This window comes from Streptomyces tyrfis (assembly GCF_037034285.1).
Lineage (GTDB): Bacteria > Actinomycetota > Actinomycetes > Streptomycetales > Streptomycetaceae > Streptomyces.
Genome location: NZ_JBAGJZ010000008.1, coordinates 133,686 through 150,691 on the forward strand (window position 1 = coordinate 133,686; position 17,006 = coordinate 150,691).

The following is a 17,006-nucleotide window of genomic DNA, read 5'->3' on the forward strand; positions in this document are numbered from 1 at the left end:
CGCGACGCCCCGCCGCGGACACGCCGGTGGGCGGCCACCCCGTACACAACGGGATGACCGCCCACCGGTCGTTCAGGCGACTCGCCTCTTACTGGTTGTACGGACCGTAGTCGTAGTCCTCCAGCGGAACGGCCTGGCCGGAGCCGGTGCCGAACGGCGAGTAGTCGATGTCGTCGTAGCCGACGGCCGAGTACATCGCGGCCTTGGCCTCCTCGGTCGGCTCGACCCGGATGTTGCGGTAGCGGGACAGGCCCGTACCGGCCGGGATGAGCTTACCGATGATGACGTTCTCCTTGAGGCCGATGAGGCTGTCGGACTTGGCGTTGATCGCCGCGTCCGTCAGCACTCGGGTCGTCTCCTGGAAGGAGGCGGCCGACAGCCAGGACTCCGTCGCCAGCGAGGCCTTGGTGATACCCATCAGCTGCGGACGGCCGGAGGCGGGGTGACCGCCCTCGGTGACCACACGACGGTTCTCGGTCTCGAACTTCGAGCGCTCGACGAGCTCGCCCGGCAGCAGCTCCGCGTCGCCGGACTCGATGATCGTCACGCGGCGCAGCATCTGCCGGATGATGATCTCGATGTGCTTGTCGTGGATCGACACGCCCTGCGAGTTGTAGACCTTCTGGACCTCGCCGACCAGGTGGACCTGGACCGCGCGCTGGCCGAGGATGCGCAGCACGTCGTGCGGGTTGGTGGCGCCCACGGTGAGCTTCTGGCCCACCTCGACGTGGTCGCCCTCGCCCACCAGCAGACGGGCGCGCTTCGAGATCGGGTAGGCCGTCTCGTCGCTGCCGTCGTCCGGGGTGACGACGATCTTCTTGGTCTTCTCGGTCTCCTCGATGCGGACGCGGCCGGCCGCCTCCGAGATCGGGGCGACACCCTTGGGCGTACGGGCCTCGAAGAGCTCGACGACACGCGGCAGACCCTGGGTGATGTCGTCACCGGCCACACCACCGGTGTGGAAGGTACGCATCGTCAGCTGGGTGCCGGGCTCACCGATGGACTGGGCGGCGATGATGCCGACCGCCTCACCGATGTCGACCAGCTTGCCGGTGGCGAGCGAGCGTCCGTAGCAGAAGGCACAGGTGCCGACCGCGGACTCGCAGGTCAGGACCGAGCGGGTCTTGACCGTCTCGACGCCGGCGGCGACCAGCTGGTCGATCAGGACGTCACCGAGGTCGACGTTGGCCGGCGCGATGACCTTGCCGTCGACGACGACGTCCTCGGCGAGCATGCGGGCGTAGACCGAGGTCTCGACGTCCTCCGTCTTGCGGAGCACGCCGTCGGCGCCCTTCTCGGCGATCCGCAGCTTCAGACCGCGGTCGGTGCCGCAGTCCTCCTCGCGAATGATCACGTCCTGCGAGACGTCCACCAGACGACGGGTCAGGTAACCCGAGTCGGCGGTACGCAGGGCGGTGTCCGCCAGACCCTTACGGGCGCCGTGCGTGGAGATGAAGTACTCCAGCACGGACAGGCCCTCGCGGAAGGACGCCTTGATGGGACGCGGGATCGTCTCGTTCTTGGCGTTGGACACCAGACCACGCATACCGGCGATCTGACGCATCTGCATCATGTTTCCTCGGGCGCCCGAGTCGACCATCATGAAGATCGGGTTCGTCCGCGGGAAGTTCTCGTTCATGGCCTCGGCGACCTCGTTGGTCGCCTTGGTCCAGATCGCGATGAGTTCCTGCGTGCGCTCGTCCTTGGTGATCAGACCGCGCTCATACTGCTTCTGGACCTTCTCGTCCTGCGCCTCGTAGCCCGCGACGATCGCCTTCTTGGCCTCGGGGACCACGACGTCGGAGATGGCCACGGTGACACCGGAACGGGTCGCCCAGTAGAAGCCCGCCGCCTTCAGGTTGTCGAGCGTCGCCGCCACGATGACCTTGGGGTAGCGCTCGGCGAGGTCGTTGACGATCTCGGAGAGCTGCTTCTTGCCGACCGAGTAGTCGACGAACGGGTAGTCCTCGGGCAGCAGCTCGTTGAAGAGCGCGCGGCCCAGGGAGGTGCGCAGCCGGAACGAGTCGCCCTGCTGGTACTCGCGCTCCCCGACGCCGTCCTCGCCCTCCTCGGAGACCGGCGGCACCCAGCCGCGCGGCGGGATGGTGCCCACCGGGAAGCGGATGTCGACCTTCGCCTGGAGCGAGAGCTCGCGGGCGTCGAACGCCATGATCGCCTCGGCCGTGGAGCCGAAGGAACGGCCCTGTCCGACGACGTCGCGCTCGGTCTCGTCCGTGGTGAGGAAGAACAGACCCAGCACCATGTCCTGCGTCGGCATGGTGACCGGACGGCCGTCGGCCGGCTTGAGGATGTTGTTCGAGGACAGCATCAGGATGCGGGCCTCGGCCTGCGCCTCCGCGGAGAGCGGCAGGTGGACGGCCATCTGGTCGCCGTCGAAGTCCGCGTTGAACGCGGTGCAGACGAGCGGGTGGATCTGGATGGCCTTGCCCTCGACCAGCTGCGGCTCGAAGGCCTGGATGCCGAGGCGGTGCAGCGTGGGCGCACGGTTCAGCAGCACCGGGTGCTCGGCGATGACCTCTTCGAGGACGTCGTACACCACGGTGCGGCCGCGCTCGACCATGCGCTTGGCCGACTTGATGTTCTGCGCGTGGTTCAGGTCGACCAGGCGCTTCATCACGAACGGCTTGAAGAGCTCCAGCGCCATGGCCTTCGGCAGACCGCACTGGTGCAGCTTCAGCTGCGGACCGACGACGATCACGGAACGCGCGGAGTAGTCCACACGCTTGCCGAGCAGGTTCTGACGGAAGCGGCCCTGCTTGCCCTTCAGCATGTCGCTGAGGGACTTCAGCGGACGGTTGCCGGGGCCCGTCACCGGGCGGCCGCGGCGGCCGTTGTCGAAGAGGGCGTCGACGGCCTCCTGGAGCATGCGCTTCTCGTTGTTGACGATGATCTCGGGCGCGCCGAGGTCGAGAAGCCGCTTCAGGCGGTTGTTGCGGTTGATCACGCGGCGGTACAGGTCGTTCAGGTCGGAGGTCGCGAAGCGGCCACCGTCCAGCTGCACCATCGGACGCAGGTCCGGCGGGATGACCGGCACGCAGTCGAGCACCATGCCCTTGGGCTTGTTGCTGGTCTGCAGGAACGCGGAGACGACCTTGAGGCGCTTGAGCGCGCGGGTCTTCTTCTGGCCCTTGCCGGTGCGGATGATCTCGCGGAGGCGCTCGGCCTCCTCGTCCAGGTCGAAGGACTCCAGGCGCTTCTGCAGGGCGGCGGCGCCCATGCAGCCGTCGAAGTACGTGCCGAAGCGGTCGCGCAGCTCGCGGTAGAGCAGCTCGTCGCCCTCCAGGTCCTGGACCTTGAGGTTCTTGAAGCGGTTCCACACCTCGTCGAGGCGGTCGATCTCGCGCTGCGCGCGGTCGCGGAGCTGCTTCATCTCGCGCTCGGCGCCCTCGCGCACCTTGCGGCGCGCGTCGGCCTTGGCGCCCTCGGCCTCCAGCTCGGCCAGGTCGCCCTCGAGCTTCTTGGCGCGGGCCTCCAGGTCGGCGTCGCGGCGGTTCTCGATCTGCTGGCGCTCGACGGAGACGTGCGCCTCCAGCGAGGGCAGGTCGCGGGTGCGCCGCTCCTCGTCCACGAACGTGATCATGTACGCGGCGAAGTAGATGACCTTCTCCAGGTCCTTCGGCGCGAGGTCGAGCAGGTACCCGAGGCGCGACGGGACGCCCTTGAAGTACCAGATGTGGGTGACGGGGGCGGCGAGCTCGATGTGGCCCATCCGCTCACGGCGCACCTTGGCGCGCGTGACCTCGACGCCACAGCGCTCACAGATGATGCCCTTGAAGCGGACACGCTTGTACTTGCCGCAGTAGCACTCCCAGTCCCGGGTCGGACCGAAGATCTTCTCGCAGAAGAGTCCGTCCTTCTCGGGCTTGAGGGTGCGGTAGTTGATGGTCTCCGGCTTCTTCACTTCGCCGTGCGACCAGGTCCGGATGTCGTCCGCGGTGGCAAGGCCGATCCGCAGCTCGTCGAAGAAGTTGACGTCGAGCACTTGTCGTCAATCCCTCTTTCGGGGGTTCGAGCCCCTCGCGTCACGCGAGAAAATGGGGCACTTCAGCAATGGTCTGAACGGGTCCCGGGAGGGCCGGCCGGGTCGCGGGGACCCGGCCGGCCGGCCCGTCAGACCTCTTCGACGCTGCTCGGCTCGCGCCGGGACAGGTCGATACCGAGCTCCTCCGCCGCGCGGAAGACGTCCTCGTCCGTGTCGCGCATCTCGATGGACATGCCGTCCGAGGACAGCACCTCCACGTTGAGGCAGAGCGACTGCATTTCCTTGATGAGCACCTTGAAGGACTCGGGGATGCCGGGCTCGGGGATGTTCTCGCCCTTGACGATGGCCTCGTAGACCTTCACGCGGCCGGTCACGTCGTCGGACTTGATCGTCAGGAGCTCCTGGAGGGCGTATGCGGCGCCGTATGCCTCAAGGGCCCACACCTCCATCTCACCGAAGCGCTGACCACCGAACTGGGCCTTACCACCCAGCGGCTGCTGGGTGATCATGGAGTACGGACCCGTCGAACGGGCGTGGAGCTTGTCGTCGACGAGGTGGTGCAGCTTGAGGATGTACATGTAGCCGACCGAGACCGGGTCCGGGAACGGCTCGCCGGAGCGGCCGTCGAACAGCTTGGCCTTGCCGGAGGGCTGCACCAGACGCGCGCCGTCGCGGTTCGGGATCGTGGCCTCGAAGAGACCCGAGATCTCGTCCTCGCGCGCACCGTCGAAGACGGGGGTGGCGACGTTGGTGCCGGGGGCGACCTGGTCGGCGCCGATGGCCTGGAGCCGCTTGGCCCAGTCGTCGGCGAGACCGGAGACGTCCCAGCCGCGGCTGGCGAGCCAGCCGAGGTGGATCTCCAGGACCTGTCCCGGGTTCATTCGGGACGGGACACCCAGCGGGTTGAGGATGATGTCGACCGGGGTGCCGTCCTCCAGGAACGGCATGTCCTCGATCGGCAGGATCTTCGAGATGACGCCCTTGTTGCCGTGGCGGCCGGCGAGCTTGTCACCGTCGGTGATCTTGCGCTTCTGCGCGACGTAGACGCGAACCAGCTGGTTCACGCCCGGCGGCAGCTCGTCGCCCTCCTCGCGGTCGAAGACGCGGACGCCGATGACCTTGCCGATCTCGCCGTGCGGGACCTTCAGCGAGGTGTCGCGGACCTCGCGCGCCTTCTCACCGAAGATCGCGCGGAGCAGGCGCTCCTCGGGGGTGAGCTCGGTCTCGCCCTTGGGCGTGACCTTGCCGACGAGGATGTCGCCGGCGACGACCTCGGCGCCGATGCGGATGATGCCGCGCTCGTCGAGGTCGGCGAGGACCTCCTCGGAGACGTTCGGGATGTCCCGGGTGATCTCCTCGGGGCCGAGCTTGGTGTCACGGGCGTCGACCTCGTGCTCCTCGATGTGGATCGAGGAGAGGACGTCGTCCTGCACGAGGCGCTGCGACAGGATGATCGCGTCCTCGTAGTTGTGACCCTCCCACGGCATGAACGCCACGAGCAGGTTCTTGCCGAGGGCCATCTCGCCGTTCTCGGTGGCCGGACCGTCGGCGAGGACCTGGTCGGCGACGACCCGGTCGCCCTCGGAGACGACGACCTTCTGGTTGACCGAGGTGCCCTGGTTGGAGCGCATGAACTTGGCGATGCGGTACGTGGTGTACGTGCCGTCGTCGTTCGTCACGGTGATGTAGTCCGCGGAGACCTCCTGGACCACACCGTCCTTCTCGGCCTTCAGCACGTCACCGGCGTCGGTGGCGCAGCGGTACTCCATGCCGGTGCCCACGAGCGGGGCCTCGGACTTGATGAGCGGCACCGCCTGGCGCATCATGTTCGCGCCCATGAGGGCACGGTTGGCGTCGTCGTGCTCCAGGAAGGGGATCATCGCGGTCGCGACGGACACCATCTGGCGCGGCGAGACGTCCATGTAGTCGACCTCGGCCGGCGGCACGTAGTCGACCTCGCCGCCGCGGCGGCGGACCAGGACGCGGGGCTCGGTGAAGCGCAGCTCCTCGGAGAGGGTCGCGTTCGCCTGGGCGATGACGAAGCGGTCCTCCTCGTCGGCGGTGATGTAGTCGACCTCGTCGGTGACCTGGCCGTCGACGACCTTGCGGTACGGGGTCTCGATGAAGCCGAACGCGTTGACCCGGCCGTACGAGGCGAGCGAGCCGATCAGACCGATGTTCGGGCCTTCGGGGGTCTCGATCGGGCACATGCGTCCGTAGTGGGACGGGTGCACGTCACGGACCTCGAAGCCGGCCCGCTCACGGGAGAGACCACCCGGGCCCAGCGCGGACAGACGACGCTTGTGCGTCAGCCCGGAGAGCGGGTTGTTCTGGTCCATGAACTGGGACAGCTGGCTGGTGCCGAAGAACTCCTTGATGGAGGCGACGACCGGCCGGATGTTGATCAGGGTCTGCGGCGTGATCGCCTCGACGTCCTGGGTCGTCATGCGCTCGCGCACGACGCGCTCCATGCGGGCCAGACCCGTGCGGACCTGGTTCTGGATGAGCTCGCCGACGTTGCGCAGGCGGCGGTTGCCGAAGTGGTCGATGTCGTCGGTCTCGACGACGATCTCCCGGCCCGACTCGCCGATCGTCTCGGTCTCACCGGCGTGCAGCTTGACCAGGTACTTGATGGTCGCGATGACGTCGTCGGTGGTGAGCACGCCGGCGTCCAGCGGCTCGTCCGCGCCGAGCTTCTTGTTGACCTTGTAACGGCCGACCTTCGCGAGGTCGTAGCGCTTCGGGTTGAAGTAGAGGTTCTCCAGCAGCGTCTGGGCGGCCTCGCGCGTCGGCGGCTCGCCCGGACGGAGCTTGCGGTAGATGTCGAGCAGCGCGTCGTCCTGGCCCTGGGTGTGGTCCTTCTCCAGGGTGGCGCGCATGGACTCGTACTCGCCGAACTCCTGCAGGATCTGCTCGGTGGTCCAGCCGAGCGCCTTCAGCAGCACGGTGACGGACTGCTTGCGCTTGCGGTCGATGCGGACGCCGACCATGTCGCGCTTGTCGATCTCCATCTCCAGCCAGGCGCCCCGGGAGGGGATGATCTTGGCGGAGAAGATGTCCTTGTCGGACGTCTTGTCGATGGAGGAGTCGAAGTAGACACCCGGCGAACGGACCAGCTGGGACACGACGACACGCTCGGTGCCGTTGATGACGAAGGTGCCCTTGTTGGTCATGAGCGGGAAGTCGCCCATGAAGACCGTCTGGGACTTGATCTCGCCGGTCTCGTTGTTGGTGAACTCGGCCGTGACGAAGAGCGGGGCGGCGTACGTGAAGTCGCGCTCCTTGCACTCGTCGATCGAGTTCTTCGGGGGCTCGAAGCGGTGGTCGCGGAACGTCAGCGACATCGACCCGGAGAAGTCCTCGATCGGAGAGATCTCCTCGAAGATCTCCTCCAGTCCGGACTTGGTGGGGACGTCTTGTCCACTGTCCAGAGCAGCCTCGACGCGAGCCTTCCAGGCCGCATTGCCGAGGAGCCAGTCGAAGCTCTCGGTCTGCAGCGCGAGGAGGTTCGGAACCTCGAGGGGCTCCTTGATCTTTGCAAAGGAGATGCGCAGCGGGGCGGTGCTGGCACCGTTGTTCGTATTCGCGGTCGAGGCGTTGCGCGAGGCGGCCAAGAGGGGGTCCTTCCGAGGGCTCGGACTCACTACGCGCGTACCGGTCCCAAGCTGGACGCCGAGACGGTCGGTTCCTGATTCCGGTCCGAAAAGGCCAGGTCAGAGACGTGTGATCGTCGGTGCTCAAGCGTGGGCATGCCCCTGGTGACGGGCAGGGGGCAGCTAACAGGCAGCGCAAAGGGACAGTGTAGCCAAACGGCACACTGATGTCCAGTGAGGGTTCTCAGAGACCCACGTTGCTCTCACCAGCTTGTTCTCAACACCTATTGGTTCCGCGCGTGCTGCGCTCTTCTTTACTGCCCTCTTCGGCCACGATCCATGCCTCGGATTCGGATCGATGTGCTGACGCGTCCTGAGAATCGCGCGCCGCGTCCGGTTCGTCAAGGCCCCCTGCCGGGGCGGCGCCCCGGCGGCCCGGCGGCACCGGCCGGCCGTCCCCCGAGAGGCAACGGCGAAGATCACCATACTCGTCGCCGCCGGAAGAGCAAGGCAGCGGTCCCGGGGACGCCGAAGGGCGACCACCCTGATGGGTGATCGCCCTTCGTGTGACGGCCGCCTGCGCCGTGCGGCGCGGACAGCCGGAGGAGTCAGCGGACTCCTTGAGTCACTTGACCTCGACGGAGGCGCCGGCGGCCTTGAGGGACTCGGCAGCCTTCTCGGCGGCCTCCTTGGCGACCTTCTCGAGGACCGGCTTCGGGGTGCCGTCGACGAGGTCCTTGGCCTCCTTCAGACCCAGGGAGGTCAGCTCACGCACGACCTTGATGACCTGGATCTTCTTCTCGCCGGCGCCGGTGAGGATGACGTCGAACTCGTCCTTCTCCTCGACGGCCTCGGCGGCGCCGCCGGCGGCACCACCCGCGACGACGACCGGCGCGGCAGCGGCGGCGGTGACGTCGAACTTCTCCTCGAAGGCCTTCACGAACTCGGAGAGCTCGATGAGGGTCATCTCCTCGAACTGCGCGAGCAGGTCTTCCTGGCTGAGCTTCGCCATGATGGCGTCCTTCCACTAATTCGGCTGGTGCCGGATGTACATGTGAGGCGGGCGTACAGGCCCGCTACGACCACCGCTCAGCGAGCGACGGTCACTGCGCGAGCCGAATTACTCGGCACCGCCCTGCTCGGCCTGCTTGGCGCGCAGCGCGTCCACGGTGCGGACGAGCTTCGACGGCAGAGCCTGGAAGAGCGAGGCAGCCTGGGACTGCTTGCCCTTGAAGGCACCGGCCAGCTTGCTGAGCAGAACCTCGCGGGACTCGAGGTCCGCGAGCTTCTTGATCTCATCGGCGGACAGCGCCTTGCCGTCAAGGACACCGCCCTTGATGACGAGGTTGGGGTTGTCCTTGGCGAAGTCACGAAGACCCTTCGCCGACTCCACCGGGTCACCGGTGATGAAGGCGACCGCCGTCGGACCCGTGAACAGGTCGTCGAGCGCGTCGATCCCGGCCTCGTTGGCCGCAATCTTGGTCAGCGTGTTCTTCACCACGGCGTACTGGGCGTTCTCACCGAGCGAACGGCGCAGCTCCTTGAGCTGGGCCACGGTGAGACCCCGGTACTCGGTCAGCACGGCGGCGTTCGAGCTGCGGAACTGGTCCGTCAGCTCGGCCACCGCGGCAGCCTTGTCGGGCCTTGCCATGAGCGTCGGCCTCCTTCCGGGTGATGAGGACCGCTCAGAAGGGGCCGGGAAAGACGAACGCCCCGGCGCAGGCGCCAGGGCGTAGCTCGACCGGAATCCGGGAGCTCTCCACAGTCACCTGCGCGGGTCGCCCGTACTCGACGGATCCTTCGGTCACCGGCCCTCGGAGAAGGGCACGGCGACGACCAGCGGTCTTTGGCTTCTGGGAGAGAGTACGCGACGGGGGTCGCGCCGGGCAAATCCGCCCGTTCCCGCGGTGGGGGTCCGGCTCAGCCGGTGACCCCGCCGGCCTTCTGCTGCTGCTTCATGAGCTCGGTCAGCGTGAGCGTGTCGTCGGCCGGGGGCTTCTCCACCGAGACCTTGGTGCCGTAGTCGCTGTAGTACACGGTCGAATTGATCTCGCCGGTGTTCATCCGGCCACGCTCGGTCTTCTTGACCAGCAGGTCGTTCTTGTCGACCCAGAGGTCGACCTGCTCGGTGGTGACGCCGGCCTCGCTCAGCTGCTTCTTCAGCTCGGCGAGCTGCTTGGCGTCGAGCGCGGAGTTCTTCTCGGTGAGCGCGGCGACGTCGACGGTGCCGGAGTAGTGCGTGGTGGGGACGCCGCGCACGTCCTCCTCGCCGACCTTCTTCACGTCGCCGGAGGCCAGCAGGACCTTCACGCCCTGGCTGGGCGTGGCGTTCTGCAGCTGCTGCTTCATGGCCTCGCCGGAGGCGCCCGCGAGCTCCGCCAGATCGGCGTAGTCGTAGGTGATCCAGTGCTTCCCGCCGGACTGCTGGGCGAAGGCGTCGCCCATGTTCACGGCGTAGCCCTCCTTGAAGTAGCGGGCCTCCATCGTCCCGCTGCCGCCGTTCTTCTTCACCGTCTCGGCCATGCTGCCGCCGGTGTACGTGATCTTCATGGAGCCGGCGAGGCCGTCGCCCCATCCGATGGCGCCGGTCTGCTTCATGGACATGAGGGTGCCCATCTCGGTGGTGCCCTCGATCTTCGCCGAATCCACGCCGCCGGTCTTCTTCTCGACCTGGCGCAGCGCGGCGATCGGGTCGGTCTTGGCGACACCGCCGCCGCCGCTCGCGCCGTCGTCCGAGCCACTGCAGGCCGCGACCGACGTCAGAGCCGCCGCCACCGCCACCGTCAGGCCCACGCGTCGCACGGTACTGGTCCTCATGTCCGATTCCACCCCTCGTTCGGCTACGGAAGCCTCACGCTAACGCACAGCTCCGACACAGCCTGATCATATGTACGGAAATGAGGACGAGCCCCGCACCTGAAAAGGTTGCGGGGCCCGTCCATGTCACACATGACGCGGCGTGCTGCCGAGCGCGGGGGCTCAGACGGCGGCCGGGTCCTCCTCGACGAGGAGGTTGCGGGTGCGGTTGGCGTCCAGCGGGATGCCGGGGCCCATCGTGGTGGCCAGGGTGGCCTTCTTGATGTAGCGGCCCTTGGCGGCGGACGGCTTCAGACGGAGGATCTCCTCCAGCGCCGCGCCGTAGTTCTCCACCAGCTTGGTCTCGTCGAACGAGGTCTTGCCGATGATGAAGTGGAGGTTCGCGTGCTTGTCGACGCGGAACTCGATCTTGCCGCCCTTGATCTCGTTGACGGCCTTGGCGACGTCGGGGGTGACGGTGCCGGTCTTCGGGTTCGGCATCAGACCACGCGGACCGAGCACCCGGCCGAGGCGGCCGACCTTGCCCATGAGGTCCGGGGTGGCGACGACGGCGTCGAACTCGTTCAGGCGCTGGCCCTTGGAGATCTCGTCGATGAGCTCGTCGGCGCCGACGATGTCGGCGCCCGCGGCTTCCGCGGCCGCAGCACGGTCACCGGTCGCGAAGACCAGGACCCGGGCGGTCTTGCCGGTGCCGTGCGGGAGGTTCACGGTGCCGCGGACCATCTGATCGGCCTTGCGCGGGTCGACGCCCAGGCAGAGCGCGACCTCGACGGTGCCGTCGAACTTGGTGGAGGCGGTCTCCTTGGCGAGACGGACGGCCTCGAGCGGCGCGTAGGTGCGCGACCGGTCGACCTTGGCGTCCGCAGCGCGGAGGTTCTTGCTGCGCTTCACTTCTGCTCCTGTGTTCTCAGGTGTGGAGTCGTGGTCCGGGCCAGCGCCTGGCCCTGCCACTGTGTGCGTGAGGGGCTGGATCAGCCTTCGACCGTGATGCCCATGGAACGGGCGGTGCCTTCGATGATCTTCGACGCGGCGTCGAGGTCGTTGGCGTTCAGGTCGGGAAGCTTCGTGGTGGCGATCTCGCGGACCTGGGCGGCCGTCAGCTTGGCGACCTTGGTCTTGTGCGGCTCGCCGGAGCCCTTCTCCACGCCCGCGGCCTTGAGGATCAGCTTCGCGGCCGGCGGCGTCTTGGTCACGAAGGTGAAGGAACGGTCCTCGTAGACCGTGATCTCCACCGGCACGACCATGCCGCGCTGCGACTCGGTCGCGGCGTTGTAGGCCTTGCAGAACTCCATGATGTTGACGCCGTGCTGGCCGAGCGCGGGGCCGACCGGCGGGGCCGGGTTGGCCGCACCGGCGTTGATCTGGAGCTTGATGAGCCCCGTGACCTTCTTCTTCTTGGGAGGCATTGCTCTCTCCGGGTCCTAGTGAGAGTGTTCCGCCGCCGTCCGGTCATCCGGACGGAGGCATACCGCACAACGATAACGGGTACCCCTGCGCGACCAAAAACCGAGCAGGTCAGACCGGCGACGAGACCGGCCCGACCTGCTCGGTAGGCATGTGTCCGTCCGCGTGCCGCCGGACGGGTGCTGGTGCCGTGACCGGTGGTGTCCGAGGGGGACGCCACCGGGCGGGCACTAGTTCTTCTGGATCTGGTCGAAGCTGAGCTCGACCGGGGTCTCGCGGCCGAAGATCTCGACGAGGCCCTTGACCTTCTTCGAGTCGGCGTTGATCTCGTTGATCGTCGCCTGGAGCGTGGCGAACGGGCCGTCGGTGACGGTGACCGAGTCGCCCACCTCGAAGTCGAGCACCTGCACCTCGACCTTGCGGGCCGGAGCCGGCTTGCCCTCGGCCTCGGCGGCCTCGCGGGCGGCCTTCTCCTCCGCCTCCGGGGCGAGCATCTTGACGATCTCGTCCAGGGTCAGCGGGTACGGGTCGTAGGCGTTGCCCACGAAGCCGGTGACGCCGGGGGTGTTGCGGACGACGCCCCAGGACTCGTTCGTCAGGTCCATGCGGACCAGGACGTAGCCCGGGAGCTTGTTCTGGCGGACGTTCTTGCGCTCGCCGTTCTTGATCTGGACGATCTCTTCCTCGGGCACCTCGGCCTGGTAGATGAAGTCCTCGACGTTGAGCGAGACGGCGCGCTGCTCCAGGTTGGCCTTCACGCGCTTCTCGTATCCGGCGTAGGTGTGGATGACGTACCACTCGCCGGGCAGGCCGCGCAGCTCCTCGCGGAGGGCCGCGACGGCGTCGACCGGAGCGGCCTCCTCGGCAGCGCTCCCGTCGTTCTCGGAGTTGTCGGAACCGGCTTCGGCGCCGGCGTCGTCCTCGATGTGCAGGGCCGCCTCCTCGGCGGGCTCCCCTGCGGCGGCGTCGGCAGCTTCGGCCTGGTCCGGCTCCTCGGCGTCCGCCGCCTCGACGATGTCGAGCTCGTCCTCGGCGGACTCGAAGGCGCCCGCCGTCGGCTCGACGGCGTCGTTCAGGTTCGGGTCAGACACGGTGGCTGCTTCTTCCTGGATACATATGGGTGGAACATGCGAAAGGGGCGCCCATGAGGCGCCCTCCGCGGGATCAGCCGAAGACGTAGTTGATGGCCCGCTGGAATCCGAAGTCAATCACGGTCACGAGGCCGATCATGACGACGACGAAGGCGATCACCACCGTGGTGTACGTCGTCAGCTGGGAACGAGTCGGCCAGACGACCTTGCGGAGCTCGGCGACGATCTGGCGGTAGAACAGCGCGAGGCGACCCAGGGGGCCCTTCTTACCGCGCTTGCCGCCCTTCCGGGTCTTCTTCTTCGACTCGGGTACTTCGTCCTCGGCATCAGGCATGTCGATGGAGCCCACGGCGTCCGTCAATCTTCTCACCTGATTCCGGGTCGTGGCCGTGCCGCGCCCGGTGGAGCCGCACGGCGGTGCATTGAAGTACGTACATGCGCACACTTCCTGGCGAAGGAGTGTGTAGCAGGGCCGGAGGGACTTGAACCCCCAACCGCTGGTTTTGGAGACCAGTGCTCTACCAATTGAGCTACGACCCTTTGTGGTTTCCACCAACCTACCGCATCTTCCCGGATGCCCCGGGAGGAGTGACGATGCGGCCGGTGAAGGCCAACGACAGGTGAGTGTACGTGTTCAGAGGCCCGGCGTCGAACAGACAACCCGCCGCGGCTCCGGGACACCTTCCGTCCGCATGCCGAGGAGGGCCTGTCCGGTCCCTGAAACCCGGGCGCCGCCGGGAGGAGCGGTCTGGGACCATGGGCCCATGAGCGCTGCAACTTCTCCGTCCGAGCGCCGGGTCTCCGCCCGCGTCGGCGCGATCTCCGAGTCCGCCACCCTCGCCGTCGACGCCAAGGCCAAGGCCCTCAAGGCCGCCGGCCGTCCGGTGATCGGCTTCGGCGCCGGTGAGCCCGACTTCCCGACCCCCGGCTACATCGTCGACGCCGCCGTCGAGGCGTGCCGCGACCCGAGGTACCACCGCTACACCCCGGCGGGCGGGCTTCCCGAGCTCAAGGCCGCGATCGCGGAGAAGACGCTGCGCGACTCCGGCTACGAGGTCGACGCCTCCCAGATCCTGGTGACCAACGGCGGCAAGCAGGCCATCTACGAGGCCTTCGCCGCGATCCTCGACCCGGGGGACGAGGTCATCGTCCCGGCCCCGTACTGGACCACCTACCCCGAGTCGATCCGGCTGGCCGGCGGCGTCCCGGTGGAGGTCGTGGCCGACGAGACCACCGGCTACCGGGTCTCCGTCGAGCAGCTGGAGGCGGCGCGCACGGAGAAGACCAAGGTCGTCCTCTTCGTCTCGCCCTCCAACCCGACCGGCGCGGTGTACGCCGAGGCCGAGGCCGAGGCGATCGGCCGCTGGGCCGTCGAGCACGGCCTGTGGGTGCTGACCGACGAGATCTACGAGCACCTGGTCTACGGCGACGCGAAGTTCACCTCGCTGCCGGCGATCGTGCCCGAGCTGCGCGACAAGTGCGTCGTGGTCAACGGCGTCGCCAAGACGTACGCGATGACCGGCTGGCGGGTGGGCTGGCTCATCGGCCCGAAGGACGTCGTCAAGGCCGCGACCAACCTCCAGTCGCACGCCACGTCGAACGTCTCCAACGTCGCCCAGGTGGCCGCGCTGGCCGCCGTCTCCGGGAACCTGGACGCGGTGGCCGAGATGCGCACCGCCTTCGACCGCCGCCGCCGGACCATCGTCCGGATGCTCAACGAGATCGACGGCGTGCTGTGCCCGGAGCCCGAGGGCGCGTTCTACGCGTACCCCTCGGTGAAGGGGCTGCTCGGCAAGGAGATCCGCGGCCGGCGCCCGGCCACCTCGGTCGAGCTGGCGGCGCTCATCCTGGACGAGGCCGAGGTCGCGGTCGTGCCGGGCGAGGCCTTCGGCACGCCGGGCTACCTGCGCCTCTCGTACGCCCTGGGCGACGACGACCTGGTCGAGGGCGTCTCCCGGCTCCAGAAGCTGCTGGCGGAGGCCAGGGCGTAGGCGCGTTCCGGGCCCGACGGGCGCCCCTCGGCTCCGGCCGGGGGGCGCTTGTTTGTTCGTACGTCACCCCGGATTGGGAAAGCGGCTACCGCCGGACCCCGCGGATGCGGCAGGATCCTGGAATGGAGCGTGATGTACGGCTGTTGCCCAAGGCCCACCTGCACTTGCATTTCACCGGGTCGATGCGGCCCGCCACCCTGCTGGAACTCGCCGACAAGTACGGCGTGCGCCTCCCGGAGGCGCTGACCGGCGGCGAGCCGCCCCGGCTGCGCGCCACGGACGAACGGGGCTGGTTCCGCTTCCAGCGGCTCTACGACATCGCCCGCTCCTGCCTGAGAGCCCCCGAGGACATCCGGCGCCTGGTGCGCGAGACGGCCCAGGAGGACGTCGCGGACGGCTCGGGCTGGCTGGAGATCCAGGTCGACCCCACCTCGTACGCCCCGCTGCTGGGCGGGCTCATCCCGGCGATCGAGATCATCCTGGACGCGGTGGACGAGGCCTCGCGCGACACCGGCCTGCCGATCCGGGTGGTGATCGCGGCGAACCGGATGAAGCACCCGCTGGACGCCCGGACGCTGGCCCGGCTGGCGGTGCGGTACGCGGACCGGGGCGTGGTCGGCTTCGGGCTCTCCAACGACGAGCGCCGGGGCATGGCCCGGGACTTCGACCGGGCCTTCGCCATCGCCCGCGACGGCGGCCTGCTCGCCGCCCCGCACGGCGGCGAGCTGTCCGGCCCCGCCAGCGTGCGGGACTGCCTGGACGACCTGGACGCGGCCCGGATCGGGCACGGCGTGCGGGCCGCCGAGGACCCGCGGCTGCTGCACAGGCTGGCGGAGCGCGGGGTGACCTGCGAGGTGTGCCCGGCGTCGAACGTGGCGCTCGGCGTCTACGAGAAGCCCGTCGACGTCCCCCTGCGCACTCTGTTCGAAGCCGGGGTGCCGATGGCGCTGGGCGCGGACGATCCGCTGCTCTTCGGCTCCCGGCTGGCCGCCCAGTACGACTTCGCCCGGGAGCACCACGCGTTCACGGACGGGGAGCTCGCGGAGCTGGCCCGGCAGTCGGTGCGGGGCTCCGCGGCGCCGGCCGGGGTGCGGGCGGAGCTGCTGGCGGGCATCGACGACTGGCTGGCGAAGCCGGCCGGCTGAGCGGCGGGCGGGGCGGGCCGGCGCCGCCCGCGGCCCCGTGCCGCCGTGCCGTCATGGCGTCGCGACGTCATGGCGTCGTGGCATCGTGACGTCCCTGGGCCGGGGGCCGGGTCCCCGCGTGCCCCGGGGCGGGTGAGCACCCGCCCCGCCCCGTCGTCCACCCCGGGAGGGTCGTCATGAGGATCACGGTGTTCGGTGCGACGGGCGGCGTCGGCCGGGAGCTCGTCCGCCAGTCGGCCGCGGCGGGTCACGAGGTGACGGCGGTGGTGCGCGATCCGGCGCGGCTGACGGTCCGGCTTCCCGGCGTGTCCGTCCGCGCGGTGGCGCGGCTGGACGACCCGGAGCCGCTGCGTGAGCTGGTCGCGGGCCGGGACGCGGTGCTCTCCGGGCTCGGCGCGCGCGGCCGGCGGCCGGACGGCGTGACGGAGCGGCTGACCCGGTCGGTGCTGCGGGCGATGGAGGCCGCGGGGACGCGTCGGCTGGTCGTGGTCAGCGCCGCCCCGCTCGGCCCGCGGCCGGCCGACGAGCCGCTGGTGGACCGGCTGGTCCACCGGGTGGTGAGCGCGGTCCTCGGGGAGGTCTACGCGGATCTGCGCCGGATGGAGGCCGCGCTGGCCGAGAGCGCGCTGGACTGGACGTCGGTGCGCCCGCCGAAGCTCACCCATGGGCCGCTGACCGGCCGGTACCGGACGGTGATCGGCGGGACCCCGCCCCGTGGCCGGACCCTCTCGCGGGCCGACACGGCCCACGCGATGCTCTCCCTGGTCGACGAGCCGGACGCGGTGCGGCAGGGCGTGGGCGTGGCGTACTGAACGGCGTCCGGCCGTTCTCGCGCGTGTCCGCCGTTCTCGTACTTGAACGCCGCTGTCATGCTTGAACACCGCTCTCATGCTTGAACGCCGCTCTCGTACGCGAACACCGCCCGTATGCGTCCGCCGCTCTCACATGCGTCCACCGCACTC

Annotated in this window: 12 protein-coding genes and 1 tRNA gene; 3 read left to right on the top strand and 10 right to left on the bottom strand. The window is 68.8% G+C overall.

Annotated features, from left to right (window positions below; translation table 11 throughout):
* Window positions 1–88 precede the first annotated feature (88 nt).
* From WA762_RS08795 to WA762_RS08840, 10 genes are all read right to left on the bottom strand, one after another.
* Window positions 89–4,003: a DNA-directed RNA polymerase subunit beta' gene (locus WA762_RS08795; protein WP_335934533.1), complete on the bottom strand. Its 3,915-nt coding sequence runs from the start codon at window positions 4,001–4,003 to the stop codon at window positions 89–91.
* Window positions 4,004–4,131: 128 nt separating this feature from the next.
* A complete protein-coding gene (gene rpoB / locus WA762_RS08800) occupies window positions 4,132–7,617 on the bottom strand; it encodes a DNA-directed RNA polymerase subunit beta (protein WP_335934535.1) in 3,486 nt (1,161 codons plus the stop codon).
* A 604-nt stretch (window positions 7,618–8,221) separates the two neighbouring features.
* Entirely contained in the window at window positions 8,222–8,608 is a 387-nt protein-coding gene (gene rplL, locus WA762_RS08805; RefSeq protein ID WP_335934537.1) for a 50S ribosomal protein L7/L12, read from the bottom strand.
* A gap of 108 nt (window positions 8,609–8,716) precedes the next feature.
* Window positions 8,717–9,247 (bottom strand): 50S ribosomal protein L10, encoded by a 531-nt coding sequence (rplJ, locus tag WA762_RS08810; protein WP_335934539.1) that lies wholly within the window; start codon window positions 9,245–9,247, stop codon window positions 8,717–8,719.
* 269 nt (window positions 9,248–9,516) lie between these two features.
* A complete protein-coding gene (locus WA762_RS08815) occupies window positions 9,517–10,413 on the bottom strand; it encodes an SCO4651 family lipoprotein (protein ID WP_335934540.1) in 897 nt (298 codons plus the stop codon).
* Between the two features lie 162 nt (window positions 10,414–10,575).
* Window positions 10,576–11,304, bottom strand: a complete 729-nt coding sequence (rplA, locus tag WA762_RS08820) for a 50S ribosomal protein L1 (protein WP_335934541.1) — start codon at window positions 11,302–11,304, stop codon at window positions 10,576–10,578.
* 80 nt (window positions 11,305–11,384) lie between these two features.
* Window positions 11,385–11,819 carry a 50S ribosomal protein L11 gene (gene rplK / locus WA762_RS08825; RefSeq protein ID WP_073786749.1) on the bottom strand — a complete coding sequence of 145 codons (435 nt, stop codon included), beginning with the start codon at window positions 11,817–11,819 and terminating at the stop codon, window positions 11,385–11,387.
* Window positions 11,820–12,047: 228 nt separating this feature from the next.
* The gene (nusG, locus tag WA762_RS08830; RefSeq protein WP_335934543.1) at window positions 12,048–12,908 is read right to left on the bottom strand and encodes a transcription termination/antitermination protein NusG; all 861 of its coding nucleotides are present in this window, start codon (window positions 12,906–12,908) and stop codon (window positions 12,048–12,050) included.
* 73 nt (window positions 12,909–12,981) lie between these two features.
* A complete protein-coding gene (secE, locus tag WA762_RS08835; protein ID WP_335934544.1) occupies window positions 12,982–13,269 on the bottom strand; it encodes a preprotein translocase subunit SecE in 288 nt (95 codons plus the stop codon).
* A gap of 106 nt (window positions 13,270–13,375) precedes the next feature.
* A tRNA-Trp gene (locus WA762_RS08840) sits at window positions 13,376–13,448 on the bottom strand.
* A gap of 224 nt (window positions 13,449–13,672) precedes the next feature.
* On the opposite strand from WA762_RS08840, the gene WA762_RS08845 reads away from it, so the two are divergent.
* The 3 genes from WA762_RS08845 to WA762_RS08855 all read left to right on the top strand — a co-directional run bounded on the left by WA762_RS08845 (window position 13,673) and on the right by WA762_RS08855 (window position 16,856).
* Complete coding sequence (locus WA762_RS08845; RefSeq protein ID WP_335934545.1) at window positions 13,673–14,899, top strand: pyridoxal phosphate-dependent aminotransferase; 1,227 nt, start codon at window positions 13,673–13,675, stop codon at window positions 14,897–14,899.
* A 122-nt stretch (window positions 14,900–15,021) separates the two neighbouring features.
* Complete coding sequence (locus WA762_RS08850; protein WP_335934546.1) at window positions 15,022–16,044, top strand: adenosine deaminase; 1,023 nt, start codon at window positions 15,022–15,024, stop codon at window positions 16,042–16,044.
* Between the two features lie 176 nt (window positions 16,045–16,220).
* The gene (locus tag WA762_RS08855) at window positions 16,221–16,856 is read left to right on the top strand and encodes an NAD(P)-dependent oxidoreductase (protein ID WP_335934547.1); all 636 of its coding nucleotides are present in this window, start codon (window positions 16,221–16,223) and stop codon (window positions 16,854–16,856) included.
* Window positions 16,857–17,006: the final 150 nt, after the last annotated feature.

Excerpts from the sequence above, each read along its gene's own strand:
- rplL (WP_335934537.1), bottom strand. The coding sequence starts at position 8,608 with ATGGCGAAGCTCAGCCAGGAAGACCTGCTCGCGCAGTTCGAGGAGATG.
- rplJ (WP_335934539.1), bottom strand. The coding sequence starts at position 9,247 with ATGGCAAGGCCCGACAAGGCTGCCGCGGTGGCCGAGCTGACGGACCAG.
- WA762_RS08815 (WP_335934540.1), bottom strand. The coding sequence starts at position 10,413 with ATGAGGACCAGTACCGTGCGACGCGTGGGCCTGACGGTGGCGGTGGCG.
- rplK (WP_073786749.1), bottom strand. The coding sequence starts at position 11,819 with ATGCCTCCCAAGAAGAAGAAGGTCACGGGGCTCATCAAGCTCCAGATC.
- WA762_RS08845 (WP_335934545.1), top strand. The coding sequence starts at position 13,673 with ATGAGCGCTGCAACTTCTCCGTCCGAGCGCCGGGTCTCCGCCCGCGTC.
- WA762_RS08850 (WP_335934546.1), top strand. The coding sequence starts at position 15,022 with ATGGAGCGTGATGTACGGCTGTTGCCCAAGGCCCACCTGCACTTGCAT.
- WA762_RS08855 (WP_335934547.1), top strand. The coding sequence starts at position 16,221 with ATGAGGATCACGGTGTTCGGTGCGACGGGCGGCGTCGGCCGGGAGCTC.